24 protein-coding genes and 1 pseudogene are annotated in these 26,254 nt (G+C 71.9%); 16 read left to right on the top strand and 9 right to left on the bottom strand.

Annotated elements, in window-relative coordinates:
• Positions 1-17 precede the first annotated feature (17 nt).
• From ABT015_RS35690 to ABT015_RS35680, 3 genes are read left to right on the top strand one after another with little or no spacing between them, the layout of a single operon-like run.
• On the top strand, positions 18-1,265 hold the full coding sequence (locus ABT015_RS35690; protein ID WP_502897486.1) for an ABC transporter substrate-binding protein: 1,248 nt from the start codon (positions 18-20) through the stop codon (positions 1,263-1,265).
• Complete coding sequence (locus ABT015_RS35685; protein WP_350886821.1) at positions 1,262-2,182, top strand: ABC transporter permease; 921 nt, start codon at positions 1,262-1,264, stop codon at positions 2,180-2,182. The genes ABT015_RS35690 and ABT015_RS35685 overlap by 4 nt, the downstream gene beginning before the upstream one ends.
• Positions 2,183-2,195: 13 nt before the next feature.
• Complete coding sequence (locus ABT015_RS35680; protein ID WP_350886818.1) at positions 2,196-3,011, top strand: ABC transporter permease; 816 nt, start codon at positions 2,196-2,198, stop codon at positions 3,009-3,011.
• Between the two features lie 175 nt (positions 3,012-3,186).
• Here ABT015_RS35680 and ABT015_RS35675 read toward each other — a convergent pair whose 3' ends face one another.
• Entirely contained in the window at positions 3,187-5,241 is a 2,055-nt protein-coding gene (locus tag ABT015_RS35675) for a transglycosylase domain-containing protein (protein ID WP_350886816.1), read from the bottom strand.
• Positions 5,242-5,756: 515 nt separating this feature from the next.
• On the opposite strand from ABT015_RS35675, the gene ABT015_RS35670 reads away from it, so the two are divergent.
• Complete coding sequence (locus ABT015_RS35670; protein WP_030918248.1) at positions 5,757-5,960, top strand: cold-shock protein; 204 nt, start codon at positions 5,757-5,759, stop codon at positions 5,958-5,960.
• A gap of 90 nt (positions 5,961-6,050) precedes the next feature.
• Positions 6,051-6,656 (top strand): annotated as a pseudogene (locus ABT015_RS35665) (amidase family protein); the annotation flags it as partial.
• Between the two features lie 47 nt (positions 6,657-6,703).
• Here ABT015_RS35665 and ABT015_RS35660 read toward each other — a convergent pair.
• Positions 6,704-7,597 (bottom strand): NADP-dependent oxidoreductase, encoded by an 894-nt coding sequence (locus ABT015_RS35660; protein ID WP_350886841.1) that lies wholly within the window; start codon positions 7,595-7,597, stop codon positions 6,704-6,706.
• 79 nt (positions 7,598-7,676) lie between these two features.
• Between ABT015_RS35660 and ABT015_RS35655 the strand changes: the two genes are divergently transcribed.
• Together ABT015_RS35655 and ABT015_RS35650 are read left to right on the top strand one after the other, a co-directional pair.
• The gene (locus ABT015_RS35655) at positions 7,677-8,264 is read left to right on the top strand and encodes a TetR/AcrR family transcriptional regulator (protein WP_350886814.1); all 588 of its coding nucleotides are present in this window, start codon (positions 7,677-7,679) and stop codon (positions 8,262-8,264) included.
• A 127-nt stretch (positions 8,265-8,391) separates the two neighbouring features.
• Positions 8,392-8,832, top strand: coding sequence for a hypothetical protein (locus tag ABT015_RS35650; protein ID WP_350886812.1), 441 nt, complete (start codon positions 8,392-8,394; stop codon positions 8,830-8,832).
• A gap of 37 nt (positions 8,833-8,869) precedes the next feature.
• On the opposite strand, the gene ABT015_RS35645 is transcribed toward ABT015_RS35650, so the two are convergent.
• Complete coding sequence (locus ABT015_RS35645) at positions 8,870-9,175, bottom strand: hypothetical protein (RefSeq protein ID WP_350886810.1); 306 nt, start codon at positions 9,173-9,175, stop codon at positions 8,870-8,872.
• Positions 9,176-9,501: 326 nt separating this feature from the next.
• On the opposite strand from ABT015_RS35645, the gene ABT015_RS35640 reads away from it, so the two are divergent.
• From ABT015_RS35640 to ABT015_RS35630, 3 genes are all read left to right on the top strand, one after another.
• A complete protein-coding gene (locus ABT015_RS35640; RefSeq protein ID WP_350886808.1) occupies positions 9,502-10,242 on the top strand; it encodes a hypothetical protein in 741 nt (246 codons plus the stop codon).
• A gap of 431 nt (positions 10,243-10,673) precedes the next feature.
• Entirely contained in the window at positions 10,674-12,062 is a 1,389-nt protein-coding gene (locus ABT015_RS35635; RefSeq protein WP_350886806.1) for an NUDIX hydrolase, read from the top strand.
• Positions 12,063-12,129: 67 nt separating this feature from the next.
• Positions 12,130-12,348 carry a hypothetical protein gene (locus tag ABT015_RS35630; protein WP_350886804.1) on the top strand — a complete coding sequence of 73 codons (219 nt, stop codon included), beginning with the start codon at positions 12,130-12,132 and terminating at the stop codon, positions 12,346-12,348.
• Positions 12,349-12,447: 99 nt separating this feature from the next.
• On the opposite strand, the gene ABT015_RS35625 is transcribed toward ABT015_RS35630, so the two are convergent.
• Positions 12,448-13,707 (bottom strand): FAD-dependent oxidoreductase, encoded by a 1,260-nt coding sequence (locus tag ABT015_RS35625; protein ID WP_350886802.1) that lies wholly within the window; start codon positions 13,705-13,707, stop codon positions 12,448-12,450.
• 606 nt (positions 13,708-14,313) lie between these two features.
• Between ABT015_RS35625 and ABT015_RS35620 the strand changes: the two genes are divergently transcribed.
• On the top strand, positions 14,314-14,808 hold the full coding sequence (locus ABT015_RS35620) for a cupin domain-containing protein (RefSeq protein WP_350886800.1): 495 nt from the start codon (positions 14,314-14,316) through the stop codon (positions 14,806-14,808).
• A gap of 170 nt (positions 14,809-14,978) precedes the next feature.
• On the opposite strand, the gene ABT015_RS35615 is transcribed toward ABT015_RS35620, so the two are convergent.
• Both ABT015_RS35615 and ABT015_RS35610 read right to left on the bottom strand, forming a co-directional pair.
• Positions 14,979-15,368 (bottom strand): transcriptional regulator, encoded by a 390-nt coding sequence (locus tag ABT015_RS35615; RefSeq protein ID WP_350886797.1) that lies wholly within the window; start codon positions 15,366-15,368, stop codon positions 14,979-14,981.
• Positions 15,365-16,021: a hypothetical protein gene (locus tag ABT015_RS35610; protein ID WP_350886795.1), complete on the bottom strand. Its 657-nt coding sequence runs from the start codon at positions 16,019-16,021 to the stop codon at positions 15,365-15,367. The genes ABT015_RS35615 and ABT015_RS35610 overlap by 4 nt, the downstream gene beginning before the upstream one ends.
• Before the next feature lie 384 nt (positions 16,022-16,405).
• On the opposite strand from ABT015_RS35610, the gene ABT015_RS35605 reads away from it, so the two are divergent.
• Positions 16,406-17,824, top strand: a complete 1,419-nt coding sequence (locus ABT015_RS35605) for an APC family permease (protein ID WP_350886838.1) — start codon at positions 16,406-16,408, stop codon at positions 17,822-17,824.
• A gap of 101 nt (positions 17,825-17,925) precedes the next feature.
• Positions 17,926-19,563 carry an amidohydrolase gene (locus ABT015_RS35600; protein ID WP_350886792.1) on the top strand — a complete coding sequence of 546 codons (1,638 nt, stop codon included), beginning with the start codon at positions 17,926-17,928 and terminating at the stop codon, positions 19,561-19,563.
• Between the two features lie 137 nt (positions 19,564-19,700).
• On the opposite strand, the gene ABT015_RS35595 is transcribed toward ABT015_RS35600, so the two are convergent.
• Positions 19,701-20,405, bottom strand: coding sequence for a TetR/AcrR family transcriptional regulator (locus ABT015_RS35595; protein WP_350886790.1), 705 nt, complete (start codon positions 20,403-20,405; stop codon positions 19,701-19,703).
• Positions 20,406-20,943: 538 nt separating this feature from the next.
• Here ABT015_RS35595 and ABT015_RS35590 point away from each other — a divergent pair.
• Both ABT015_RS35590 and ABT015_RS35585 read left to right on the top strand, forming a co-directional pair.
• Positions 20,944-21,993, top strand: a complete 1,050-nt coding sequence (locus ABT015_RS35590; protein WP_350886787.1) for an IPT/TIG domain-containing protein — start codon at positions 20,944-20,946, stop codon at positions 21,991-21,993.
• Positions 21,994-22,116: 123 nt separating this feature from the next.
• Positions 22,117-23,085 carry a metallophosphoesterase gene (locus ABT015_RS35585; RefSeq protein WP_350886784.1) on the top strand — a complete coding sequence of 323 codons (969 nt, stop codon included), beginning with the start codon at positions 22,117-22,119 and terminating at the stop codon, positions 23,083-23,085.
• A gap of 139 nt (positions 23,086-23,224) precedes the next feature.
• Here ABT015_RS35585 and ABT015_RS35580 read toward each other — a convergent pair whose 3' ends face one another.
• Entirely contained in the window at positions 23,225-24,034 is an 810-nt protein-coding gene (locus ABT015_RS35580; protein ID WP_350886782.1) for an ArsR/SmtB family transcription factor, read from the bottom strand.
• A gap of 161 nt (positions 24,035-24,195) precedes the next feature.
• On the bottom strand, positions 24,196-24,801 hold the full coding sequence (locus tag ABT015_RS35575; protein WP_350886780.1) for a TetR/AcrR family transcriptional regulator: 606 nt from the start codon (positions 24,799-24,801) through the stop codon (positions 24,196-24,198).
• 88 nt (positions 24,802-24,889) lie between these two features.
• Between ABT015_RS35575 and ABT015_RS35570 the strand changes: the two genes are divergently transcribed.
• On the top strand, positions 24,890-26,116 hold the full coding sequence (locus tag ABT015_RS35570; RefSeq protein WP_350886778.1) for an NADH:flavin oxidoreductase/NADH oxidase family protein: 1,227 nt from the start codon (positions 24,890-24,892) through the stop codon (positions 26,114-26,116).
• The last annotated feature ends 138 nt before the right edge of the window (positions 26,117-26,254 follow it).

Raw genomic sequence — 26,254 nt, 5'->3', positions numbered from 1 at the left:
CGAAAGCGATCGAGTTCATGAGCACCACGCGCCCCCGCCCCCGACACCGCCGCCCCCTGCCCCGCCGCCCCCTGAGCGCCCTGGCGGCCGCGGCCGCCCTGCTGCTCCCCGTGGCGTGCGCGTCGAACTCCGGTGGTGGCAGCGGCGGCACGGGCACCGGGTTCACCGCACCGGACATCCCCGCGCAGAAGTCCCTCGGCCCGGGCGAGGGCACCGTCAACGTCGTCGCCTGGGCCGGCTACGTCGAGTACGGGCAGGACAACAAGGCCGTCGACTGGGTCGCCCCGTTCGTCCGGCAGACCGGCTGCAAGGTGAACGTCAAGGTGGCGGGCACCTCGGACGAGATGGTCGCGCTGATGAAGACCGGCCAGTACGACACCGTCTCGGCTTCCGGTGACGCGACGCTGCGCCTGATCGCGGGCGGCGACGTCGCGCCGGTCAACACCGCGCTCGTCCCCAACTACGCCGACGTCTACCCCGGGTTGAAGAACCGCCCGTGGAACTCGGTCAAGGACGTGCCGTACGGGATCCCGCACGGGCGCGGCGCCAACCTGCTGATGTACAATACCGACAAGGTCACCCCCGCGCCGACCTCCTGGGGTGCGGTCTTCACCCCGGACTCGCCCTACGCCGGGCACCTTACCGCGTACGACAGTCCGATCTACATCGCCGATGCCGCGCTCTACCTGATGAAGACCAAGCCCGAGCTCGGCATCAGGAACCCCTACGCCCTGACCTCCTCCCAACTGGACGCCGCGGTGGCGCTGCTCAAGGTCCAGAAGAAGCAGATCGGCTCCTACTGGAGCGACTACACCAAGGCGCAGGCGGCGTTCGACTCCGGCGACGCGCTGCTCGGCACCACCTGGGAGGTGATCCAGCAGGCGGTCGCCGCCGACGGCAGGGTGCGGACGCGGGCGATCCTGCCCGTCGAGGGTTCCACCGGCTGGTCCGACACCTGGATGGTCTCGGCGCACGCCCAGCACCCCAACTGCGCCTACGCGTGGATGGACTACATCGTCTCGCCGTCGGTCAACGCGCAGGTCGCCGAGTACTTCGGCGAGGCCCCGGCCAACTCCAAGGCCTGCGCGCAGATCACCGACAACCCGGGCTTCTGCGCCGACTACCACGCCACCGACGAGAACTGGTGGAAGGACGTCTACTACTGGACCACGCCCACCGCGCAGTGCGCCGACGGCAGCGGCCGCGACGACTGCACCGCGTACGCCCAGTGGGTCACCGCCTGGAACGGGATCAAGAGCTCTTGAGCGCCCCTACCGCGGCACGCACCCCGGAGCACACCCCCGCGCGCGCTCCGACACGCACCCCGACGCGCCGGCTGGCCGGACTGCTGGACCGGCGCCCCGGTCTGCGGCTGGCGGCGCTGCTGGCGGCGCCGATGACCTGGCTGGTGCTCGCGTACCTGGGCTCGCTGACGGTCCTCCTGCTGTCCGCGTTCTGGACCACCAACGCGTTCACCTCCGCCGTCGAACAGCGCTGGACCGTCGACAACTTCCGATCGCTGCTGACCGATCCGCAGTACCGGACGGTCGCCGTCCGCACGCTGGGCATCGCGGTGTCGGTGACGGTGATCGACGCGGTGGTCGCCCTCCCGATGGCCTTCTTCATCGCCCGCGTCGCCCGGCCCGGGAGCCGGCGCCTGCTGCTGGTGGCGGTGCTGACGCCGCTGTGGGCCGGCTACCTCGTCAAGGCCTACGCCTGGTGGGTGATGCTCAGCCACGGCGGTGTCCTGGACTGGGTCACCGCCCCCTTCGGCGGGCACTCCCCCGGTTTCGGCGTGCCGGCGGTGGTCATGGTGCTCGCGTACCTGTGGCTGCCCTACATGGTGCTGCCGCTGTGCACCGCGTTCGGGCAACTGCCCGACAGCCTGCTCGCCGCCGCGGCCGACCTCGGCGCCGGCCCCTGGCGGACCCTGCGCACGGTGGTACTGCCGCTGGCCAGGCCGGCGCTCATCGCCGGGTCGGTCTTCACCTTCTCGCTGAGCCTGGGCGACTACCTGACGGTGCAGATCGTCGGCGGCACCACGTCCATGCTCGGCAACGTCATCGCGTCCAACGTGACGCTGAACCTGCCCCTGGCGGCCGCGGTGTCCTGCGTCCCGGTGCTGCTGATCGTGGGCTACCTGCTCGCCGTGCGCCGCACCGGCGCGCTGGACAGTCTGTGAGGCCGAAGCCCTGATGCAACTCTCCCGCGGTGCCCGGATCCTGCTCCGGACGGCGACGGCCCTGGGGTTCGCCGTCATCTACGCCCCGCTGCTGCTGGTCCTGGTGAACTCCTTCAACGCCTCGCGCTCCTTCGCCTGGCCGCCGTCCGGCTTCAGCACCCGCTGGTGGACGGCCGCCTGGCAGGAGACCGGGCTGCGCGAGGCGCTGGCCACATCGCTCAAGGCCGGGCTCGGAGCCACCGGGGTGGCGCTGATCCTGGGCACCATGGCGGCCTTCGCCGCGACCCGGTACCGGTTCTTCGGCCGACAGTCGGTCTCCTTCCTGCTGATCCTGCCGATCGCCCTGCCCGGCATCGTCACCGGCATCGCGCTCAACGCCGCGTTCCGCACCGTGCTGACCCCGCTCGGGGTGGGGTTCGGCCTGTTCACCGTGGTCGTCGGGCACGCCACCTTCTGCATCGTGGTGGTGTTCAACAACGTGTCGGCGCGGCTGCGGCGCATCGCGCCGTCGGTCGAGGAGGCGTCGGCGGACCTCGGGGCGGACACCTTCCAGACCTTCTGGTACGTCACGCTGCCGGCCGTGCGCAGCGCGCTGCTCGCCGGGGCGCTGCTGGCCTTCGCGCTCTCCTTCGACGAGATCGTGGTGACCACCTTCACCGCGGGCCCCGGCACCCGGACGCTGCCGCTGTGGATCTTCGAGAACCTGGCCCGGCCCAACCAGGGCCCGGTGGTGGATGTCGTGGCCTCGGTGCTGATCGTCCTGGCCGTCCTGCCGGTCTACCTGGCGCAGCGCCTGTCCGGCGAGCCGCTGGAGGGACACGGCCCCTGAGCGGCCCCCGGCCCCCAGCCCCCGGCTACAGGTGCTCGGCCCCCGGCCGCAGGTGCTCGGCCGCAGGTGCTCGCGGGGGACGCCGCCGGGCGCCGGGACCGCACCGGGCGCCGGGACCGCGCCGAGTTCCGTCGGCGCGGCCCCGGGCTCGGCGTACGTGCGCGGGACGAGCACGCTAAGGCAGCTGCACCGGGGTGAAGGTGCCGGCCGGCGTGTCGGCGAGGGCGCCGTTCATGGCGTCGCGCCAGATCGGGCCGGCCAGGGTGCCGCCGAAGGCCTGGCCCACGACGGTGCCGCCGATGCGCTGGCCGTCCAGGGGCTTGGGGTTGTCGGTGTCGCTGACGACGGTGGCGCCGGCCATCTCGGGGGTGTAGCCGACGAACCAGACCTGGCGGCTCGCGTCGGTGGTGCCGGTCTTGCCGGCGCTGTCGCGGCTGCTGAGGCCGGCGGTCTGGCCGGTGCCGTCCTCGACGACACCCTTGAGCATCGCGGTGACGGTGTCGGCGGTGGTGGTCGACATCACGGCGGAGCAGTTCGCCTGCGGCACCGCGAGCTGCTTGCCGTCGGGGCCGGTCACCGAGGCGATGGCGGTCGGCGCGCAGTAGGTGCCGTGGGCGGCGAAGGCCGCGTAGACACCGGCCATCTCCAGCGGGGTCAGGTCGTTGCTGCCGAGCGTCATCGACGGGACGACCTGGAGCTTCTCGCCGCCCGCCTGCTGGGTGATGCCGAGCTCGTTGGTCATCCGGGCGACGTTGCAGAGCCCGGCGTCGCCCTCCAGCTTGGCGAAGTAGGTGTTGACCGACTGTGCCATGGCCGTCTTCATGTCGAACTGGCCGGTGAGGCTCTGGCTGTCGTTGTGCACCTGCCCGGCGGAGGGGAACCGGCCGCCGGAGCAGTCCGTCATCGCCGGCCACGGGATGCTGTAGTCGGTGGTGTAGCTCTGGCTCGGCGAGATGCCGTTCTCCAGGGCCGCCGCGGCAACGATCGGTTTGAACGTCGAGCCGGTCGGGAAGCCGAGCCCGCCGCCCATGGCCTTGCCGACGTTGTAGTTGATCTGGGTCTGGTGCTGCTTGCCGTCGACGCCGTACGGGCGGCTCTGGCCCATCGCGAGGATCTTGCCGGTGCCCGGCTCGACGATGCTCATCGCGGTCGCGGCCTGGTCGCCGGCGTTCACGTGGGCGGTGACGGAGGCGTAGAGCGAGGCCTGGGCCTTGGGGTCGAGCGTGGTGTGGATCTGGAGGCCGCCGCGCTTCCACACCGCCTGCCGTTCGGCCGCCGACTTGCCGAAGGCCGGATCGGTGAGCACCGTCTGGCGCACGTAGTCGCAGAAGAAGCCCTCGCCCTGCTTGGCCAGGATGCAGCCCTGCTGCGGCGCCTGGACGTTGAGCCCGAGCGGGGTCGCGATGGCCTGCTGGGCCTGCTCCTTGGTGATGTGCCCGTACTCGGCCATCTTGCGCAGCACGGTGTCGCGCCGGTCCTTCGCCGCGGTCGGGTTGACCGTCGGGTCGTAGCCGGTGGGCGACTGCACCAGGCCGGCGAGCAGCGCGGCCTGCGGCAGGGTGAGGTCCTTGGCGTGCACGCCGAAGTAGCGCCGCGCTGCCGACTCGATGCCGTAGGCCTTCTCCCCGAAGAAGGTGATGTTCAGGTAGTTGGTGAGGATCTGATCCTTGCTCAGGGTCTCCTCGACCTTGATCGCGTACTTCAGTTCCTGGATCTTGCGGCCGATCGTCTGGCGCTGCGCCTCGGCCACCTTCTGCGGGTCGTCGCCCGCCTCGTCGACGAAGACGTTCTTCACGTACTGCTGGGTCAGCGTGGACGCGCCCTGCGCGGTGCCGCCGGAGGTGGCGTTCTTGTCCAGGGCGCGCAGCACGCCCTTGAGGTCGATCGCGCCGTGCTCGTAGAACCGGTTGTCCTCGATGTCGACGAGTGCGGTCTTCACCAGCGGGGACATCTGGTCCGCCGGGACGACGGTGCGGTCGCGGTCGTACACGGTGGCGATCGTGCCGCCCTGCGCGTCGAGGATCGTCGAGGCCTGTGAGAGCGCCGGGGTCTTGAAGTCGTCGGGCAGGCTCTGGAAGTCGTCGGCCGCCGACTGGGCGCCGAGCCCGGCGGCCGCCACCGCGGGCAGGGCTATACCCGCCGCCACGACCCCGGCGATCACGCTCACCCCGATCAGCCGCGTTCCGTGCCCCAGTTTCCGCATCTCCATCGCCTCCCGCATCTCCGCCATGTCGTGCGCGACGTTACGTGCGCGTCATGAGGAACTCCTTGGGAGGTGGGCCCCGCCGTGTCACAGCCGCGTGACAACCTGCCGCGCTACCGCCCCCTGCGCTCTCGGCGCCGCCGGCAGACCCAACTGCGCCTTGATCACCTGGACCCGGAGGTGAGAAGTCTCGGAACACCCCGTGCAGCTTGAACGAACTCCCGTAGCCCGGCATACAGCCGGCAGAATTGACACTTCCCGCTGTCTGCGCCCGAGAGTGCAAGGGCGGTCTTTCCGAAGCCTGCGGCCCCCGGGGGGAGGCTCCCGCGAAACCCGGGGTGAAAATATTTCGCCCGTGGCGGCCCGGAGCCTGCTAGAGTCGTTTTAGTTGCAGTAGTGGTTCCCATGAACTTTGTGTGCGCCTGCTGATGTTTCGCAGGCGCATTTTTGTTTCCCGGCTCTTCCCCGGGTGGGTGCTCATCGCGGCGACTCGAAGCCTGCATGGTGCGGGCTTCGGAAAGCCCCTTGAAGGAGATTTTTTTATGGCTAATGGCACTGTGAAGTGGTTCAACGCGGAAAAGGGCTTCGGCTTCATCGAGCAGGAGGGTGGCGGCCCGGACGTCTTCGCCCACTACTCGAACATCAACGCCAACGGCTTCCGTGAGCTGCTCGAGGGCCAGAAGGTCGAGTTCGACGTCACGCAGGGTCAGAAGGGCCCGCAGGCCGAGAACATTCGTCCGCTGTAGTTTTCTGCCACGGCACCCGCCTAGCAGCGAGGGGCCCGCACCGCGCACATGTTGCCCGGTGCGGGCCCTTCGGCATGTGCGTCATGACGCGAATCCCTCGGCCACCAGGTGGAGGAGGCCGAGGTCGACCTCGGGGTCGGCTGGGAGGAGTTCGTCCTGGCCAACGCCCGTCTGATGGCGGCGAATCTCACCGCCATGGTCGACGGGCTGGCCGCCGCCCTCGGGCGGCCCGTCGACCCCTCGACCCTCGAACCGGGAACTCTCACCAGTTACCACTACGGGCGGCAGGTCAGCGGCGCCCAGTTCGTCGTCGCGTTCGCGGTCCGCAACCGGGTCGCCCGCAGCCTGGCGCGGTACTTCGACGCGTACGACATCCTGCTCACCCCGACCCTGCCGGAGCTCCCCCCGCTCCTGAACACCTACACCGAGGGCGGGGAGACGCTGGACGGCCTCGGCTGGATCGACCGCCTCCTCGACCGCTCGCCGTTCACCGCGGCGTTCAACGTGGCGGGCACGCCCGCCATGTCCGTACCGCTGACGGCCGACACCGGGACGGGACTGCCGATCGGCATGCAGTTCGCCGCCGGGTACGGCCGCGAAGGCCGCCTCTTCCGCCTCGCCGGGCAACTCGAACAAGCGAACCCGTGGTCGCACCGCACGCCCTCCGTGTGGGCGGGGAACGCCCCGGGCCGCTGACGAACGCCTCCGGGGGAGCCGGGTCGTGCGACTGCGCAGAAAACGGCTCAGACGAGCACGACCCGGCGCCCCCGCGTGTGACCGGCGCGGCTGTCGATGTGCGCCGCCGCGGCCTCGGCGAGCGTGTACGACTTCTCGACCGGGATGTGGAGCCTGCCCCGCGCGATGAGGTCGACGGCCTCGGCGAGCGCCTCCGGCATGCTCCCGGCCACGCCGGAGAACCGGACGCCGAACTGCGGCGCCCCGAGATCGGCGATGGAGATCACCTTCTGCGGATCCCCCGTCAGCTCGACGAGTTCGCGGATCACGCCCGAACCGGCCAGGTCGAGCGCCGCGTCGACCTGGCCGAGCCGCCGCACCCGCTCGACCCAGCCCTCGCCGTACGTCGTGGCGGCGGCACCCAGGCTGCGCAGGTAGTCCTGGTTCGCGGCCCCGGCCGTGCCGATCACCGTGATGCCGCGGTCGCGGGCGATCTGCAGCACCGCCGAGCCGACTCCCCCGGACGCGCCGCTGGCCAGCAGCGTCTGCCCGGGCCGCACGCCGACCTGACGGATGATGCGCAGCGCGGTCTCCACCACGGAGGGATAGCCGGCCGCCTCTTCGAACGTCAGCCCTTCGGGCATTCGGGCCCAGGCCGACAGCACGGCGAACTCGGCGTAGGTGCTTGAGCCCTCGCCGAACACGTGGTCGCCGGCCTCGATCCCTTCGACGCCCTCGCCGACCTCGTCCACCACCCCCGAGGCGTCCTGCCCGACGCCGGAGGGCAACTCGATCGGATGGGCCTGGAGGAACTGGCCTTCGCGGATCCTCCAGTCGACGGGGTTCACGCCCGCCGCCCGTACGGCGACGCGGATCTGACCGGGGCCCGGGTGGGGCCGCTCGGCGTCGACGAGCCGCAGAACGTCCGGGCCGCCGAACTCGGCGAAGCTCACCTTCTTCATGTTCTTCATGCGGCCGACCGTAGCACTAACGGTTAGCGTTTTGAAACAGTTCCACCTATGTATCTGCTAGCGTGACCGCATGACCGTGCCGCCCGGACGCCGCGAACGCAAGAAGGCCGCGACCCGCCAGAAGATCGCCGACACCGCCCTGCGGCTCTTCCTGGAGCGCGGGTACGACGCGGTGGGGATCCGGGACGTGGCCGCCGAGGCCGACGTGGCCGTCACCACGCTCTTCTCCCACTTCGCCTCGAAAGAGGCTCTGGTGTTCGAACGGGACGACGACTTCGAGCAGCGCCTCACCCAGGCAGCCACCGCCCGGGCGCCGCACGAGCCGCTCATCCCCGCGCTGCGCCGCGAGGTCCACGCCCTGGTGCGCCATTGCACGGCGGACGACGCCGCCCCGATCTGGCGCATGATCGAGGAATCACCCGCCCTGCGGGAGTACGAGGAGTCGATGAGGCTGCGCCACGCGGACTCGCTGGCAACGGCCATCGCCGCCGACCTCGGCCTGTCAGAGACCACGACGGCCTGCCGGGCGATCGCGAGGTTCGCGATCGACGCCTACACGCTGGCCCGCGAGGCGGCCGATCCGGAGGCCGCGGTGGACGAGATCTTCCGGATGATCGAGGCGGCCTGGGAGGCCACCGGCTCTGCTCGACGCGCGTGAAGCATCGCGGAGCAGCCCTGCAACCGCGCTGAAGGTCCCTTCGACAACTCGAAGGGACCTTCTTGTCTGCAACACATCTACTGCGGTTATTTGTGTTCAGGATCCGGGGCTGCAAGGGTGTTGCGCCATGAGGATCACGATCACCGTGGAGAATCCGACCCCCGAGGCGCTGGAGAAGCTGCTCGCCTTCGCCACCATGCCGGACGCCGTCGTGACCGCGCTGCCCGACGACCGCTGGACACCGGAGCGGGCCCGGTCGTACTACGACCGCCTGCCGCCCCGGGCGCAGCAGATCCTGCTTCAGGTCGTCGAAGGCGACGGCGAGTGCGCCGCAGAGGAGCTGAAGGCGAACGGCCGCAGCCTGCGGGGATCCACCGGCGCGTTCCGCCGTGTCCTCTCCGAGGGCAAACGGACCGGCCTCTGGCCCGACGCCCTGCCCGTGCCGCTGGTGTCCCACGTCGTCGGCGGGCAGCTCAAGAAGCTCGAAATGCCCGGATTCGGCACCGACCAGTACCCGCACTCGGCCTTCGAGGAGGCACTGCGCGACGCGCCGGCCCGCGACCGCTGATCGCCCGGGAAACCACTCAGGCACGCACCCCCATCAGTCAGTTGTCGCTGTTGACGTTGGTGAGGGCGGCGCCGTAGCCCGTGGGACAGTACAGGGTGTCGGAGCCGTCGCCGGTGTGCCAGCGGCCGTTGACCGTCTGCCGGATGCCCTTGACGCTGTCGCTTTCACAGATCAGGACGAGTTGCCAGTGGTTCTTCGGGGCGCTGGTCTGGCAGTTGACGGAGCCCCAGTTCTGGCCCTGGTTGGTGACACAGTAGGAGATCGCCGAGGCTGACGGCGCGGCGATCAGCCCCGCTCCCATGAGCAGTGCCGCCCCGGTGCCGATGGCTGCGATTCGACGCATGACCTTCTCCTTGCCGTAGATCCGACAGCATGTGCGGTCAGCATTCCGAAGATGTGAATGCGCGTATACATGAACAGCACAACTGGCCGAAACCGGACCCTTCCGCTTCGGTTCGGTGGCGCGCCGACCTGCGGTGCAGGTGAGGGCCTGCGGTGCAGGTGCGGGGTACGGGGAGGGCGTAGCAGTCCGGTGACATAGCAGGGTCTGTTTCGTCGACTGCTCGCACTAACTTCGTTCCTGTACGCAGCCACGTTGCTCCTGGCCCCCGCAGGAGAGGCCACCGGCAACGAGCTGTTCCTCACCCGTACTTCGCCCAGGAGCACCGCATGTCGACCTTAACGAACCGCCGCTCGTCCGCCGTCCGCACGCTGGCCGGCTCCGCCCTGGCGGCCGCTCTGCTGGTGTCCACCGCGACAGCCTGCTCCAGCCCGTCCCCCGCGAACCAGACCGCCGCGCCGGCCGCCACGCCCACCACGCCCAGCGCGCAGGGCACCACCCCGCCGGCCGCCGCGCCCAGTGCTCCCACCGCTCCCGACACCGCCGCGCCGGCCAGCACGCCGGCCGCACCCCCCGCGCCCGGCACCGCCCCACCGGCCGCCACGCCCACCACGCGCCACACCACCACGCCGCCGGCCGCCCCGCCCAAGGGGACGTCCCCGGTCCGCACCCAGAAGCTGGTGGACGGCAGCACGGCCGAGATCCGCGCGACCGGCAACCAGAACTACGTCGCCAAGATCGTCAACAACGGTACGGAGTACGGCACGCTGGAGACGCACGACTCCGACGCCGGGGTCGACTTCAACGACATGTTCATCGTGCTCTCGATGGACGGCACGGCCCACTCCTGGATGGGCGGCGGACACCAGGGGCCGGGCACGTTCAAGCTCGCGGGCGGCTGGACGGCCAAGGTCACGAAGATCGGCGAACTCCACTACCGCGCGCAGATCCTCGGCAACGACGGCGCGGTGAACGGCACGCTGGAGGCGAACCAGCAGGACGCCGGAGCCGTCGCCAACGGCGTGTACATGGTGCTCAGCACCGGCGGTCAGATCAGCGCCAACATGTGACCATGACAAGCTCGCGCCATGAATGCCCAGGAAGCCGCCGGCGGGCCGCCGACGGAAACCTCCTGAACCGCCTGGCCAGCCGAACGAGTGAGGCCGGCGACGGCTGCTCCCCGCGCGGCCCCGCCGCCCACGCGGGCATCAGCAGCAGGCCCGCAGCCTGCCCGACGGCCGTTCGCGACCGGCCGGAGGGCGTACCCACCGCGGCGGCGCGGTGCTCGAAAACTCCCCGTTCGCCCCGGGCGCGCCCGGAGGTGACCTGCTTGAACCCCGCGTTCGAACAGCGCCATCATCTGTCCCCTGCCGACCACACGGTCACCCCGGCTCAGCTTCCCTGAGGCTGCTTTGGACCGCCCCGGCGCGCCGGCAGGAGGAGCGTCCCGTCGCCCTCGCTCAACAGCCCCGTCGGCCCGAGTGAACGAGGAGTCCGCGCAGTGATCGATTTCAAGGTGCTGACCGCACTGGCCGCCCACGAGGGCATCGAGCGGATCGTCGTCGGCGTGGTGGTCCGCGACGCCTCCGGCCGGATCCTGCTGATCCGCCGGGCCGCGCACGACGCCCTTCCCGGCCTGTGGGAGTACCCGGGCGGCGGCCACGAGGCCGGCGACCGGGAGGACGGCGAGGGGGTCGAGGCGGGCGCTGCCCGGGAACTGGCCGAGCGGACCGGGCTCGCCGGGCTACCGCTGGAGTACGCGCGGAGCCTGGACCTCACCGACCGGACCGGCCGTCGGGTACGGCAGTTCGTGTTCACCACCGTCGTACCGGACGGCACCCCGGTCACGCTGTCGGCCGAGCACGACGACCAGCAGTGGGCCCGCCCCGACCAGCTGCCGCAGACCGGCGACGGCGAGCGCGAGGTGATCAGGTGGCTCACCCGTCGCCTGGCGATCCCGGGCTGGCGGCCGGTCGGCGGCTACCTCACCACCATCGCGCGGCCCACGGTCTACGGATGCTTCCTGGTCACCGACCCGGACGGCCGCGTCCTCGGAATGCGATCGACCATCAACCCGTCCGTGTGGAACCTCCCCGGCGGCAACGTCGAACACGGCGAGACCCCGTTCGGCACGGCACTGCGCGAGGCCCAGGAGGAACTGGGACTCGACCTCGCCGCGGAGAACCCCGAGGTGATCGCCCGGCGGCGCCTGATCGCGGTCGTCCACGAGCAGGCCGGCACGGAGTACCCGGTGCCGGTGTGCGGATACGTCTTCGACGGCGGCGTCCTGACCCCCGAGCAGCAGGCCCGTATCCGGCTCGACCCGGCCGAGCACACCGAGTGGCGCTTCGAGACCGCCCACGACTGGTGCGACCTGATGTCACCGGACCGCTACCAGCGGCTCCTCCAGGCACTGCGCGCCCACCGCTGCGGCACCCCGCTGTACCTGGAACGCCCTTCCCCAGAGGGCGAGTTCGAAGGAATCATGGTCCTCGTCACCGACCGGCACGGCCGGCTGCTGATGCACCACCGCGACGACAGGCCGGGCATCGCCTGGCCGGGCTACTGGACCCCCATCGGCGGCTGGCGCGAGGGCGTCGAGACCCCGCAGGAGAACGCGGCGCGCGAGGTCCGCGAGGAAGCCGGCATCGAGATCACGGGGCTGCGGATCCTGCCCGGCCCGCACCACGAGCTGGTCTCCCCGCTCACCCGCGTCCTGCACGCCGCCTGGGACGGCCCGGAGACGGACCTCCGGCTCGGCGACGAGGGCCTGGCCGTCCGCATGGTCCCCCTGGCCGAGGTGCTCGACCTCAAGGTCCCGCCGTACCTCCAGCACTACCTGCCGCTGCTGGCCGACAGCGCCGGCCGGCCCGCGAGGAGGACCTCGTGAACCGGCCCCGGCGCAGCGAAACCGGCCGGCCGGACCGTCCGGCCCCGTCGGAACCGACGGCCTGAGGATGGCCGGCCGCCACCGCCGCCCGCCCGAGCCGCAGCTGCCGGCCGACACCGATGCCCGGCTGCGGGCCATCGCCGACCAGCGGCCCGTCGTGGAGGAAGGCATCGTCACCTTCCCCGCCAGCACCGCCCCGTACGCCTACCGCACCGTGCACCGGCCCGACGGCGGCACCGACCAGCACCTCGTCCGCCTCGACCTGCCCCGGCGACCACCCGGGTGACCGCCCGGGTGACCGCCCGGGTGACCGCCCGGGTGACCGGCTCGACAGCCGACGTTCCTGACGCCGCAATCCGGTACCAGGACTCGCCCCTCTCGGCCGTCAGTGCTGTCCGACCCGCTGTCGGCCGGTCCGCCGGGAGGCGGCCACGACGGGGAAGGCATACTCCCGCATCCGGAGCTCGTAGGCGCGTACGCCGTCCACGAGCGGCGCGCCCGAGGCCGCGGCCCCGGCCAGGGTCCGCGTCAGCTCGGCGGCGTCGCGGATCGCGGTGTTCGCTCCCATCGCCAGCACCGGGCTCATGGCGTGGATCGCGTCCCCGAGCAGGGTGACGGGGCCCGGCTCCCACGGTGGTACGGGGCTCGCCGTGGAGATGCGCAGCGGGAACAGCGAGCCGGTCTCCCAGTGGTCCAGGAGGCGGCGCACATCGGGGTGCCAGTCGTCGCCCACCAGGCGTCCGGCCAGCTCGCGCAGCGCTGGACCGTCGAGACCGCGCAGCGCCTCGAACGAGGGCATGGCGGGGTGGTCCGCCGGCGCTCCCACCAGGCAGGCGATGTAGTCGCCGACGGGGGTGAGGGGGACGGGCGGCGTGTGCGCCGGGCCGGCGGCACCGGGAGGGCTGGCGAACCGCACGGGCCCGAAGCCGACATGCGGACTTCCCGGCCCTCCGGTCACCACGGTGAAGATGCTGTCGAACACCCACGGCGGCAGTGCGCCCGCCTCCGCCTCTTCGACCTCTCCGACTCCGGTATCCAGCGCATCCAGCGCATCCAGCGGAATCCTGCCGTAGATCAGGCGCAGTCCCGCGTCCTCGACCCGGGCGTGCGGCAGCAGTTGTCGGCGTACCGCCGATCCGACCCCGTCCGCGCCGACCAGCAGGTCGGCGCTCGCGCTGCGGCCGTCGGCGAACCGCGCGGTGACCGTTCCGTCCTGCTCCCTCTCCCAGCTCAGCAGTTCCGCGCCGTAGCGCACGGTGTCCGTCAGGCCGGAGAGCAGGATCTGGCGCAGCGTCGGCCGGTTGAACGCGTACGAGCGGTACGGGCGGGCCGAGCCTCCGATGGGATCGGGGCCCGGCGCGGTAAGCCGGTCCGCGAGCACGCCCAGGTGGCGGTCACGGACGGAGACCCGGGCGGGCGGCGAGGCCGCGGTCGCCAGGCCCAGCCGGAAGAGGTGCTCCGGCAGGCAGCGTTCCAGGCCCGCGAGCCCGGGTTCGTCGAGCTGGACGCGGTAGCCCTGCGGCCTCGCGTCCGGGTGCCGGTCCCGCTCGTACACGGCGACGTCGAAGCCGCGGGCGCGTAGCCCGTGGGCGAGGGTGAGGCCGCCGAGTCCGGCGCCGGCGATGATGACACGGTGCTGGTGCACAGTCTTCTGCCTTCGTTGTGGTCACGAAGGAAGCACTGGGGTTCCGCGAAGGGAACAAACACCGCGAGGGCGCCGCTCAGAAACACCATTCAGGAGCGATTTTTCGCGCATTCCGTTGAATCTGGGCCCACAGTAGCAGTGACCCGCCGGGTGGAGGGGATCCACCGGCATTCCGGCCCTGGGAGGGCGGCCCCGGGCGTCACGCGGCGGGGTGCCGACCCACCGCTCGAATCAGCCCGCGCGAACTTGTGGCGCGCAGGTCCTCCGGTGCCCGGCGGCGGCCCCGCCCCGTCGCGGGCCGCCGCCGGGCTGCTGCGGGTGCGCCGACGGCCACCTCGGCGCACCGTGGACCTATGGCCCTCGTCGGGCCGCCGGGGCCTGCGGACGCCCTGGTCCGCTCGGGCCGCGAAGAGCCGGTGGCGCCGGTGGCGCCGCCAGGCACACGCCCCGCGGGGTGCTCCGGACGCGCTCGGCGCCCTCGGGCCGAACGGCCGCCGCCCTGTCCGGCACCGTCGGCAGCCGGCCGGACACACGTCGTATGCGTCGCCGGGGCGACGGACCGGACCACCGGCCGATCACGCGAATATCTCGAAAGGGAAATCCGCCATGTCCTACCCAATAGCCCACTACTGGGGCGAATCGGGCGAGAATACGGCAAATCTCCGATTCGGCGTCGCCGCGCCGGACGTGTCGATCGGCGCGGGGGGAACACGAGTCCACTACCTGGTCGACACGCCCTCCGCGAACAAGACGTTCGGCCTGTACCGATTGGACATGGGGCCTCGGCCGACAGGCCCCGCTCCACATTTCCACCGGACCATGTCCGAGTCGTTCTTCGTCCTGTCCGGGATCATGCGCCTGTACGACGGCGAACGGTGGATCGACGCCGGGGCGGGTGACTTCCTGCACGTGCCGGAGGGCGCCGTGCACGGCTTCCGCAACGAGTCCCACGAACCGGCCTCGATGCTGATGCTCTTCGTGCCGGGCGTGCCACGTGAATCGTTCTTCGAGGAGATCGCGGAGATCGCGGCCCGAAAACGCCCGATGAGCGACGCGGAATGGGCGGAACTCTACGGCCGGCACGACCATTTCCTGGCCTGACCGGCCTGTCCGGCCGGGAGTTGGACCGTCGGCGGGCTGCTGGCCAGCACCGGAGTCGGGCAGGAGCCGTCCTCGAAGGAGCCGTCCTCGCAGGACTCGATGAACGCCTCCCCGATGCCCGGGAGGAGGCCGCCACCCGGATGACGGCCTCCGGACGTCGGACCGAAGGCTCAGCCCGGTGCGGGGGCAGCGGCCGAACCGGGGTCGGCTTCACCGCCGCGCCCTTCCTGCCCCCCGGGTCCTGCGAGCGCTCCGGATCCTTCGAGCTGGCGGATCAGGGTCTTGAGCGTGGCGATCTCGTCGTGCAGGGCCTTCTTGCCCGCCTTGGTGAGCTGGATCCAGGTGCGGGCGCGTTTGCCCTCGTAGCCCTTGTCGATCGTGACCAGACCCGCCTTCTCCAGGACTCCGAGGTGCTGGGAGAGATTGCCGGCGGTGAGACCGAGCGTGCCGCGCAGGAACGTGAACTCCACCCGCCGGGCTTCCTCGGCCACCGCGAGGATGCCCAGGCGGACGCGCTGGTGCACGACGTCGTCGAGGCTGCTGGTGGGGTGTTCGGTCATGCGGCCGACCGCCCCTGGATCCGCTGCAGCAGGGCGAGGCCGATGCCGCCGAGCAGCAGCACACCTCCGTCGAGCAGGAGGCTCGGGAGGCCCCACGGGGACGGGTCGGGACGGCTGCCGGAACTGAGCATGACGACAAGGTACCCGCAGGTGACGGCGAGGAGCGGCCAGCTGCGCTCGATCCGGGCGAGCAGCAGCAGCGCCAGGCCGATCGTGCCGGCCGGGCTCACCACCGTGTTGAAGAACAGCGCGACGGGCGACGGTCCGTGGAGATCGGCGAGGAACCCCGGGTGCGTGGCCGTCCACGCCGTGTAGACGGTGATGAGCACGACCAGGACGACGCCCAGCGCCAGGTACGGTCCGACCCGGTTGCCCAGGCCGCGCCGGTCGGAACGGCGCAGGTAGAACCAGCTGATCGCGGCATAGGCGAGCAGCAGTGCCACCGGCCAGTACCACATCGCCGGCGGCAGGTCGCCGACGCGGTCGCCTTGGCCGTAGCGGACCACCGGCGCCGCGCCGAACCGCACGGCGGCGAAGACGAGGAGGGGGAACCAGCCACCGCGCTGCTCGCGACGGACGTGGTGGACCAGGGACCGCTTCATCGCCAGGAGGGAGCGGGGGTCGCCTGGGGGCGGGACAGAGTGGGTTGCCATGGGGCTAAGGTTTGCATCACAAACTGATTGTGTCTAGAGATCTATTTGCAACGCTCTGGAAGACGTGCCGGACCCCCTGATTGCCAGGAACTCCGTCGGCCGCCGGCCCGCCCCGACCGGCCCCCCGGCCGGGGCCGCCCGAGGGCGTCGGTCCAGCCGCGCTGGCCGCTCTGGCCCACGCCCCACCCCCGCAGCCGTCACAACACCCCCACCGGACGCGCGACGGAGCGGATCCTTATGACAACAGCATTGACGTGTGAGGACACCGCCGGTTTCATAGCTCGCACCCTCCCCCCACACGAGCAAGGCGGTGATCCGTTGACACCGACGGTGAAGGACACGGGCAGCGTTCCGAGACCGGACGCGAGCAACCCCCACGTCACCATGCACAAGTCGATCGGCCTGCTGGACGGGGCGACGATCGCCGCCTCCAGTACGGCGGCCACCAGCAGCATCGGCATCGGCCTGGGTCTGATGGCCGGAGTCGTCGGCCTGCACCTGCCCGCGATCATGCTGCTGGCCTTCCTGCCCGTGCTCGCCATCGCGGGCGGGTACGGTCGGCTGAACGCCGTGGAACCGGACGCCGGCAGCAGCTACCGCTGGGTGGGCCGAATACTCAGCCCCTGGCTGGGCTTCCTCACCGGCTGGGTGAACACCGTGGGCACCGTGGTCTTCATGGCCTACACCACCACGGTCACCGGCTCCTCCATCATCCAGCTCCTCGACCTGGCCCACGTACGCAGCGTCGCGGGCCTTCGCCTCGACGCCGACTCGACCGTCCAGTGCACCCTGCTCGGCCTGGTGGTCCTGGCCGGCGCGGCGCTGGTGGCGGTGCGCGGCCTGGGCCTGGCCGCGCGGCTGCAGAAGGCGCTGCTGGTGTTCGAGTACGCGGTGCTGCTCGGCTTCTGCGGGTACGGGCTGTTCGCCGGCGACCAGCCGTTCTCGCCGCAGTGGTTCAACCCGTTCGACATCCCGTCCTTCGACGCGCTCGCCCAGGGCATGGTGCTGGCGGTGTTCTGCTACTGGGGCTTCGAGTCGGTGTTCAGCGTCGGCGAGGAGGTGCGCAGCCCCCGGGACGCCTCGCGGGGCGGCATGCTCGCCCTGGTGGTGATGCTGCTGCTCTTCCTGCTCGCCGGCACGGCCTTCCAACGGGTGCTGCCGCTCGACGAGTTGGCCGACAACGGCGCGCACGGGCTCACCTACTTCGGCACCACGCTCGCCCACCAGCCGCTGGCCGCCCTGCCGTTGATCGCGCTCATGTTCTCGGCGGTGGCCTCCCTGCAGTCGTCCGTGATCCCGACGGCGCGCGGGATGTACGCGATGGGGCGCGACGGCGTGCTCGGCCCGGTCTGGACCCGGCTGCACCCGAAGCACACGACGCCCGCCGTCGGCACACTGCTGATCACCGGCATCGCGATGGCCCTGGCGCTCGCCTCGATCGCCATCCCCACCGTGAACGACCTGATCTCGGCCGCCGTCAACGCGATCGGCATCATCGTCGCGCTGTACTACGCGCTGACCGCCGTCGCGGCCGCCGTCCGGTTCCGGCACCTGCTGCGCAGCGCCCCGCTGGAGGGGCTGCGCGCGGTGGTCGGCCCGCTGCTGGGCGCAGCGGCGCTGCTCGCCGTCGGCGGCTACCTGGCCTGGTCGTTCTACGACTCCGCCGACCACTTCGAACTGGCCGCCGACAACGGGTGGTTCGAGCTGACCGTGACGGTGCTGATGATCGTCACCGGGCTGCCGGCGGCCGCCTGGGCCCGCTGGCGGCGGCGCTCGCCCTACTTCCGGCCCGAAACCGACTGAATTTCGACCCGAAGCCGACTGAATTCCGGCCGGAACCGACCGAATTCCGGCCCGACACCGACCGAGAACCCGCGGAAACCACGAGAGAACGGAGCACCCCCATGCCCGAGGCCGACCTGGTCTTCACCCACGGCCCCGTCCACACCGGCGACGCCGCCCGTACCCGGGCGAGCTGCCTGGCCGTGACCGGCGAGCGGATCACCGCCGTCGGCCACGACGAGGTCCGGGAGCTGATCGGGCCGGGGACGGAGGTCGTGGACCTCACCGGCAAACTGCTGCTGCCCGGTTTCCAGGACGCGCACGTCCACGCGGTCTTCGGCGGCGCCGAGCTGGCCGCCTGCGACCTCACCGGCACGGTCGGTGTCGCCGACTACCTGGAGCGGATCCGCGCCTACGCCGACGCCAACCCCGACCAGGCGTGGATCACCGGCAGCGGCTGGTCGATGGAGAGCTTCGAGGGCGGCCTGCCGACCCGCCAACTGCTGGACTCCGTCGTCCCCGACCGCCCGGTGTACCTGACCAACCGCGACCACCACGGCGCCTGGGCCAACACCCGGGCCCTGGAGCTCGCCGGCCTCACCCGGGACACCCCCGACCCCGCCGACGGGCGGATCGAGCGCGAGGGCGACGGCACCCCGAGCGGCACGCTCCAGGAGGGCGCCACCGGCCTGGTCGCCCGGCTGGTCCCGCCCTCCACCGCCGCCGACCGGCTGGACGGGCTGCTGCGCGCGCAGCGGCTGCTGCACTCGCTCGGCATCACCGGCTGGCAGGACGCGCTGCTCGGCGCGTTCAACGGCCAGCCGGACCCGTCCGACGCCTACCTGGCCGCCGCGCGCTCCGGCGCGCTGACCGCCCGGGTGACGGGCGCGCTCTGGTGGGACCGCGACCGAGGTGCCGAGCAGATCCCCGAACTCGTCGAGCGGCGCACGGAGTTGATCCATGGCCGGTTCCGGGCCGGCTCGGTGAAGATCATGCAGGACGGCATCGCCGAGAACTTCACCGCCGCGATGACCAGCCCCTACCTGGACGGGTGCGGCTGCGCCACCGCCAACTCGGGCCTCAGCTTCGTCGATCCGGTCGCCCTGCGCGGGTACGTCACCGAACTGGACGCGCTCGGCTTCCAGGTGCACTTCCACGCGCTCGGCGACCGGGCCGTCCGCGAGGCACTGGACGCGGTCGAGGCCGCCCGCGCCGCCAATGGCCGGCGCGACACCCGCCACCACCTCGCCCACCTCCAGGTCGTCCACCCGGACGACCTGCCCCGCTTCGCCCGGCTCGGCGCGATCGCCAACATCCAGCCGCTCTGGGCCGCGCACGAGCCCCAGATGGACGAGCTGACCATCCCCTTCCTCGGACCGGAACGCGCCGCCTGGCAGTACCCCTTCGGCGCGCTCCAGCGCGCTGGCGCCACCCTGGCGGCGGGCAGCGACTGGCCGGTGAGCAGCCCGGACCCGCTGGCCGGTCTGCACGTGGCCGTCAACCGGAGGGAGCCGGGGGCCGCCGACGCCCGGGTCTTCCTGCCCGAGCAGCGCCTCGACCTGGCCTCCGCCCTCGCCGCCTACACGGCCGGAACCGCCCACGTCAACGGCCATGACGACGCCGGCACCCTCACCGCGGGCCACCTCGCCGACCTCGTCGTCCTGGACCGCGACCTCTTCACCGCCCCGGCCGAGGAGATCGCCGACGCCCGCGTCCTGCGCACCTACGTCGGCGGCCGGCTCGTCCACGCGGCGGACTGAACCGACCGGGGGTGATCCGGTGCCCCGGCGGCGGTCGGTGCCCCGGCGGCGGGGCTCGCCGATCGGCTCGGCGTGCCCCGCCGGCGGCGGGCCGCACTCCGGATCCGCCCGTGCTCCGGCCCGCCTCCCGGCCGCGCTCAGCCCGTGGCCGGGAGGCGGGCCTCGGCGGCGTCGAGGAGGAGGTCGAGGGCGTAGGGATAGCCACTGCGGCGCATGTCGCTGGTGAGGAGGCGGGTGGTGGCGGCGATGTGCGGGTGGGTGGTGGCGTCGAGCCGGGCGTAGGAGGCCTGCCAGACCTCCAGGTCGGCGGCCTGGGCAGCGGCGGGCAGGGCGAGGGCGGCGGCGTCGAGCGCGGCGAAGCCGAGGCTCTGGTCGACGAAGGCGTGGTAGATCCGGACGGCCTCGCGGTCGGGGAAGCCCGCCCCGCGCAGGACGCCGAGGATGGCCTCGACGGCGGCGATCTCGTAGGTGCGGCCGGTGGTGCGGTGGGCGGCGAGCAGCGCGGCCTGCGGGTGGGCCAGGTAGGCCGCGTGGATGCGCAGGCCGATGGCGCGCAGGTCGGCGCGCCAGTCGCCGGTGGCCTGCCAACCGTGCTGGGCGCGGCCGATGAGCTCGTCGGCGACGGCGAGCAGCAGGTCGTCCGCGCTGCGGAAGTAGCGGTAGACGGCGCTGGGATCGGCGCCGAGCGCGGTACCGAGCCGCCGTACGGTGAGCGCGGCGGCGCCGTGCTGCTCGATGAGCCGGAGCGCGGTGTCGACGATCAGTTCGCCGGACAGGACGACGCCTTGCTTGGTGGGCCGCCGACGCTGCCGTCGGGGCTCGGGGACTACCCGTTCGCTCATGCCCGGCAGCGTAGGTCAACAGACTTGACGTAGGCCAGAGGGCCCGCGACTCCGCCCGGTCCGGCGCGGGGGCGCCGGCGGGTTCCTGGCCGCCGCCCTCCGGCCGTGGCGGTGGTGACGATCGGCGACCGCAGGACGGCCGACTGGACGACCGGCTGGAAGGCCCGGCCGCAGGGGCGAGCCGGCCCGCTTCGGCAGGCTCGACCGGGTCCGCCGGTGGATCGAGGCCGTCGTCGACACCCTCGACCGGACTCACCCGGCTACGGCAGACCGGTGGCGGCATGGAGGAGGGTGGCGCCGGCGTCGTCGGCTTCGAGCGAGTACGTCATGACGCCGCCGAGGTTCAGCTGCCCCGGGGGCCGGCGAACTCGGCTCCGGAGAAGCCCCGTTGGGACGGTGGCGGGTCCTGGCGGTTTCTGACGGGGTGCGACGGGTGTGACGGGTTCTTGCCGGTCCCAGCGGAGCGGGATTCCGCCATTCTCGAACGGGCGCCCGGAACCGCCCTCGGCGGGGCGGGGCGCCCGCGAGGATTCCTTACATGTCCACGCTCACCAGACTGGTCACGGCAGGCCTCGCCGCAGCCCTGTCCCTGACCGCCGCCACCGCCACCGCCACCGTCTCGGCGGCGCCCGTCGAGAGCCCGCCCGCCACCGGCCAGCACGTCACCCTGTCCCAGGCCGGGAACTACCCCACCGAGCAGCAACGGGACGGCGTCTTCTCGCTGTCCTGGACCTCGGCCGGAACCGAGGACCTCACCGGACCCACCCACTTCACCATCGACCTGCCGCCCGGGGTCACCACCGGCGGCGCGATGTTCTACTCCATGCCGCCCGACTACACCTTCACCCAGACCGTCTCCGCCGACGGCCGCCACCTGGAGGCCGTCGTCCTGCGCCACCGCGCACCCGGCCGCTCCGACTTCATGAAGGTGACCGTCCACGCGGCGGGGACCGGGCCGATCACCGGCGCGATCACCGCCCTGGTGGCCAACCCCAACGACCCGGACCCGACCGGACACGTCTCCACCCACCTGTTCGGGGGCGACCAGCAGCCCCCGGCAATCCCGCCGGTGCCCCAGGTCGACGGCGTCGACACCACGACGGGCCCGGGCACGGGCGGCACGCCCGTCACCGTCACCGGCACCGGCCTGTACGGCGCCATGGTGCTGATCGGCGGCGTCGCCGCCCCCGGCACCTGCACCGACACCGCCTGCACGGTGACCACCCCGGGCGGCTCGGACACCGCCGACATCACCGTGGTCGCGCCCGGCGGGACCGTCCCGGCCCCGGCCGACTTCGAGTACACCGGCGCCCCGCCGCCCAGGCCGGTGCCCTCCATCGTCCACCTGACCCCCAACGGCCCGGGCCAGGACGGGGAGCAGGTGATCATCGTCGGCGACGACCTGGCCGCCGGCACGGTCGCGTTCGACGGCGACCCGGCCGCGCACTTCTCCTGCGGCCCGCAGCTGTGCACGGCCACCGCACCGGCCGCCGACGCGCCCGGACCGGTGGACGTCACGGTGACCACGGCGGGCGGCACGAGCGCGCCCCTGCCGTTCACGTACACCCCGCCCCCCTCGCACCCATAGGCGAACCCGCCCGCCGGCCGACGGAGGAAATTTGCATGACTGCCATTTGGCAGTCATGCCATTTACTTACCTTGGGGTCGTCCGTCGAAAAGCAAGTGATCTTTCCTCACCGAGCGAGGGTGCATGAAGCGACACTCGAACCCGGCTGCTCCGGAAGCCGGAGCCATCGGCATCGTCCAGATATCCGACCTGCACTTCCGAAACTCCCCCGGGGCCCGGAACTTCGTCACCCACGAACCCGACACCGGACTCGCCGCCGTCCTCGCGGACGCGAAGCAGGCGATCACGGACGCCGCCGTGGTGGTCGCCACCGGAGACCTGGCCGACACCGGCGAGCCGGGCGCGTACGGGCGGATAGGCGGGGTCCTGGACGCCCTCCCCACCCCGGTCTACTGCCTCGCCGGCAACCACGACCGCCAGGACACTTTGCAGGCCTGCCTGCCCCGCCCCAACGTGCACCTCGAACCCGCCGTCCGGGTCGGGAACTGGCTGATGCTGTTCCTCGACACCAACGCGCACGGCCGCGAGGCAGCCGCCGACGGCACCTACCACGACCGCGACGACCGCGTACACGCGGCCGCCCAACCGGGCCTCACCCCGGTCGAGGAGGCACGCGCCCGCGCGATCCTGATGACCACCGAAGCCGACCACGTCTTCGTGTGGCTGCACCAGCCGCCCCTGCGCCGGACCGCCCCGGCCGTCGAGAGCTACAGCGAACTCGCCGTGCTGATGCGCGACTTCCCCAAGATTCGCGCAATCGGCGCCGGCCACCTGCACGGCGACCTGTCCGGCGAGTTCGAACAGCGCCCCGTGTACGTGTGCCCGTCGACCTTCTTCAGCATCGACCACGTGAACCGGCGCTTCCAGGGCCCCGGCTACCGCACCTACACCCTCCATCCCGACGGTCGCATCGACAGCGCGGTCCACACGGTGCCCGGCGAGATCAGCGACACCATGCGCGACGCCGCGCTCCCCGTCTTCCTCGCCGATCTGCTGGCGGGCCGGATCACCGGCGAGGAGCTCCGGGCCCTGAGCGACGCCGAGTTCGAGGAACGCTTCGGCGAACCGCGTCCGATGCGCCGAACACGATGAGCGGCCCTTCCGGTCCCTGAGCCGGGCCCGGGCCGGGCGGGCAGTTCCCGCCCGACGGGGCCGGCGCGGATCAGGGCGCAACCGTTCGAGCGGCGGCGCCCTGATCCGCTCGGGACGGGCGGTCGGAGCCTGTCGGCGGTCAGCCTTCTTGGACCGGCTGCCCGGCGGTGGGCAGGGCTTCGCCCGTCTCCAGCAGTGTCTTGAGGCTGGAGAGAATGGCCGGCCAGCCCTGGCTGCACATCGAGCGCAGGGCCCCGGCGGGGTCGAAGTCGTCGTGGGTGACGGTCAGCTTCACCTGGTTGCCGTGCGGCACCAGCTCGAAGGTGACCTTCGACCGGCGTTCCCCGGCCAGTTCGGCGCGCAGTTCCTCGCCGACACCGACCGTCCGGGCCCACTGCGGAGTGAAGGTGTGCCAGGTGTAGGAGAGCCGCCGGTACGGCTCGTGGACGAGTACGACCTGCTCCGGGTCGGCGGTCCGTGCGCCGCGCTCGGCCCAGACGACGGGTGAGCCCTCGGCCCAGTCGGTCTCAAGGCGCACGCCCCAGTAGCGCTCGGTGAAGGCGGGGTCGGTGAGCGCCTGCCAGAGCCGCTCGGGTGTGGTGTTGATGTACGTCGTGTAGACGAAGGCGTTGTTGTCCATGGGTGGCTGCTCCAGTGCTCTCTTCAGATCGGCGAGCGCGGCGGCCCGCCCGCGGTCGAACTGGCTGATCCAGCGGTCCGCGATGGCGTTGATCGGAGCGGCGTTCAGGTAGTGCAGCTTCTCGCGGCCCTGCCGCACGGTGGTCACCAGTTCGGCCGCCTCCAGCAGGGCGAGGTGCTTGCTGACCGACTGCCGGGCCATGTCCAACCCGGCGCACAGCTCCCGCAGGCTCTGCCCGTTGTGGGCGCGCAGGCGGTCCAGCAGCCGACGGCGGCTGGGGTCGGCCAGGGCTTTGAATATCTCGTCCATCCGACGCCACCCCCCATCAGGCAGCCAAACAGCTGCCTTTTCACATTAGGCAGCCGTTTGGCTGCTTGTCAACGGCGACGCCCGGCACATCGGTACTGCCGTGGCCGGCGAGCCGACCGGCCGGCCCGTCGCCACCCGACCGGGGATGGCCTCGCCCCGGATCAGCGGGCCGAATCCGCACCAGAGTGGGTCCGGGCGGTGTCCAGCAGCGTGCGGACCGCCGCCTGGACGCGGCGGTCCGCTGCGGCGGGATCAGCGGCGTCGAGCTTTCCGTCGAGGTGGAGGAAGGCCAAGCCGTGGACCAGCGCCCACACGGCGGTGGACATCGCCTCACGGTCGGTACCGGGGAAGGTGTCGCCGACGATTCCGCCGACGTAGTCCCACATCGCGGCGGTCGCCGCGGCCCGTTCCACGTCCGCGGGGTCACAGGGTTCGGCGAACATCACCCGGAACAGCGCGGGCCGGTCGACGGCGAAGCGAACATAGGCGGCGGCGACGGCGGCGAGGTCCTCGGGTTCGCGCGGGGCGGGGTGCGCGGCAGCGAGGTGCTCGGCGAGTTCGCGGTACCCCTGTGCGGCGACGGCGGAGAGCAGTGCCTCCCGGTCGGCGAAATGACGGTAGGGGGCGGTCGCCGAGACGCCGGCCCGGCGGGCGACGGCACGCAGTGACAGTGCGGCGCTGCCGTCCTCCTCCAGGAGGTCACGGGCTGCGCGCAGGCAGGCGACCCGCAGGTCGCCGTGGTGGTACGAGCCGGTCTGCTGTGGCATGGGTCACCCTCACTCATGTTTGCACTGCTTACATTGCCGTCCTAATGTGAACAGTGCAAACATTCTAGTCCAGGGTGAGGAGACCCCCGTGGCGGACGACCTGTTCACGGCACTGCGGTTGGATTCGGGCGCGGTTCTGCCCAACCGGATCGCGAAGGCGGCCATGGAGGAGAACCTGGCCGACGACGGCCAGCTGCCCGACCGGCGGCTGTTCGACCTCTACCGCAACTGGTCCGCGGGTGGCAGCGGCCTCCTGATCACCGGCAACGTCATGGTCCACGCCGAGGCGCTCACCGGCCCGGGCGGCGTCGTCCTCGATGCCGCCGCTCCCCTGGAACCCTTCACCGATTGGGCCCGGGCCGCCAAGTCCGGCGGCGCCTCGGTGTGGATGCAGATCAACCACCCGGGCCGCCAGGTGCCCTCCGGCCTGCCCGGCGTGGTCTGGGGCCCCTCCGACATCGGCGTCGACCTCGGCCGGCACAGCGGCCGCTTCGGCCGCCCCACCGCCATGACTCCCGAACAGATCGCCACCACCGCCCGCCGCGCCGCCCAGGCCGGCTTCGACGGCGTGGAGATCCACGCGGCCCACGGCTACCTGCTCTCGCAGTTCCTCTCCCCCCTGGTGAACACCCGCACCGACGCCTGGGGCGGCTCACCGGCCAACCGCGCCCGGATGCTGCTGGACGTGGTGCGGGCCGTCCGCTCCGCCGTCCCACCGCGGTTCGCCGTCGCCGTGAAAATCAACTCCGCCGACTTCCAACGCGGCGGCTTCGACACCGACGACGCCCGGCAGGTGATCGCCATGCTCGCCCCCCTCGGTGTCGACCTGGTCGAACTCTCCGGCGGCAGCTACGAGAGCCCCGCGATGACCGGCCGCCCCGCCGACCAGCGCACCCGCTCCCGCGAGGCCTACTTCCTCGACCTGGCCGCCGACCTGGTCCGCACCAGCCCGCTCCCACTCATGCTCACCGGCGGCATCACCCGCCGCGAGACCGCCGAGCAGGTCCTCGCGGACGGCGTCGCGGTGATCGGCATGGGCACCGCCCTCGCCGTCACCCCCGACCTGCCCCTCCGCTGGGACGCCGGCACCGAAGCCGACCGCGCCCTGCGCCCGGTGACCTGGTCCGACAAGGCACTCGCCTCCGCCGCCGGCATGGCACAGGTCCGCCACCAGTTGCGCCGCCTCGCCTCCGGCCGGGCCCCCGCCCCCGGCACCCACCCCGCCGTGGCCCTGCTCGTCGAACAGCTCCAGCAGCGCAAGGCCCTGCGCCGCTACCGCGCCTGGCTGGACACCCGCCGGCCCGAAGCGGCGTAGGCACTCCCGGGCCGCGTAGCCGCCAGTGGGGGGGGATCCATTGCCCCGGAAATGCAGAGAACCCCCATCCGGTCTCCCGGATGGGGGTTCTCTGTGAATGATTGTTCGGCGGCGTCCTACTCTCCCACAGGGTCCCCC

Origin of the sequence: Kitasatospora sp. NPDC094016 (genome assembly GCF_040304045.1) — a bacterium.
Lineage (GTDB): Bacteria > Actinomycetota > Actinomycetes > Streptomycetales > Streptomycetaceae > Kitasatospora.
The sequence above is the reverse complement of the archived record's forward strand: the minus strand, read 5'-3'. Positions and strand labels throughout refer to the sequence as shown.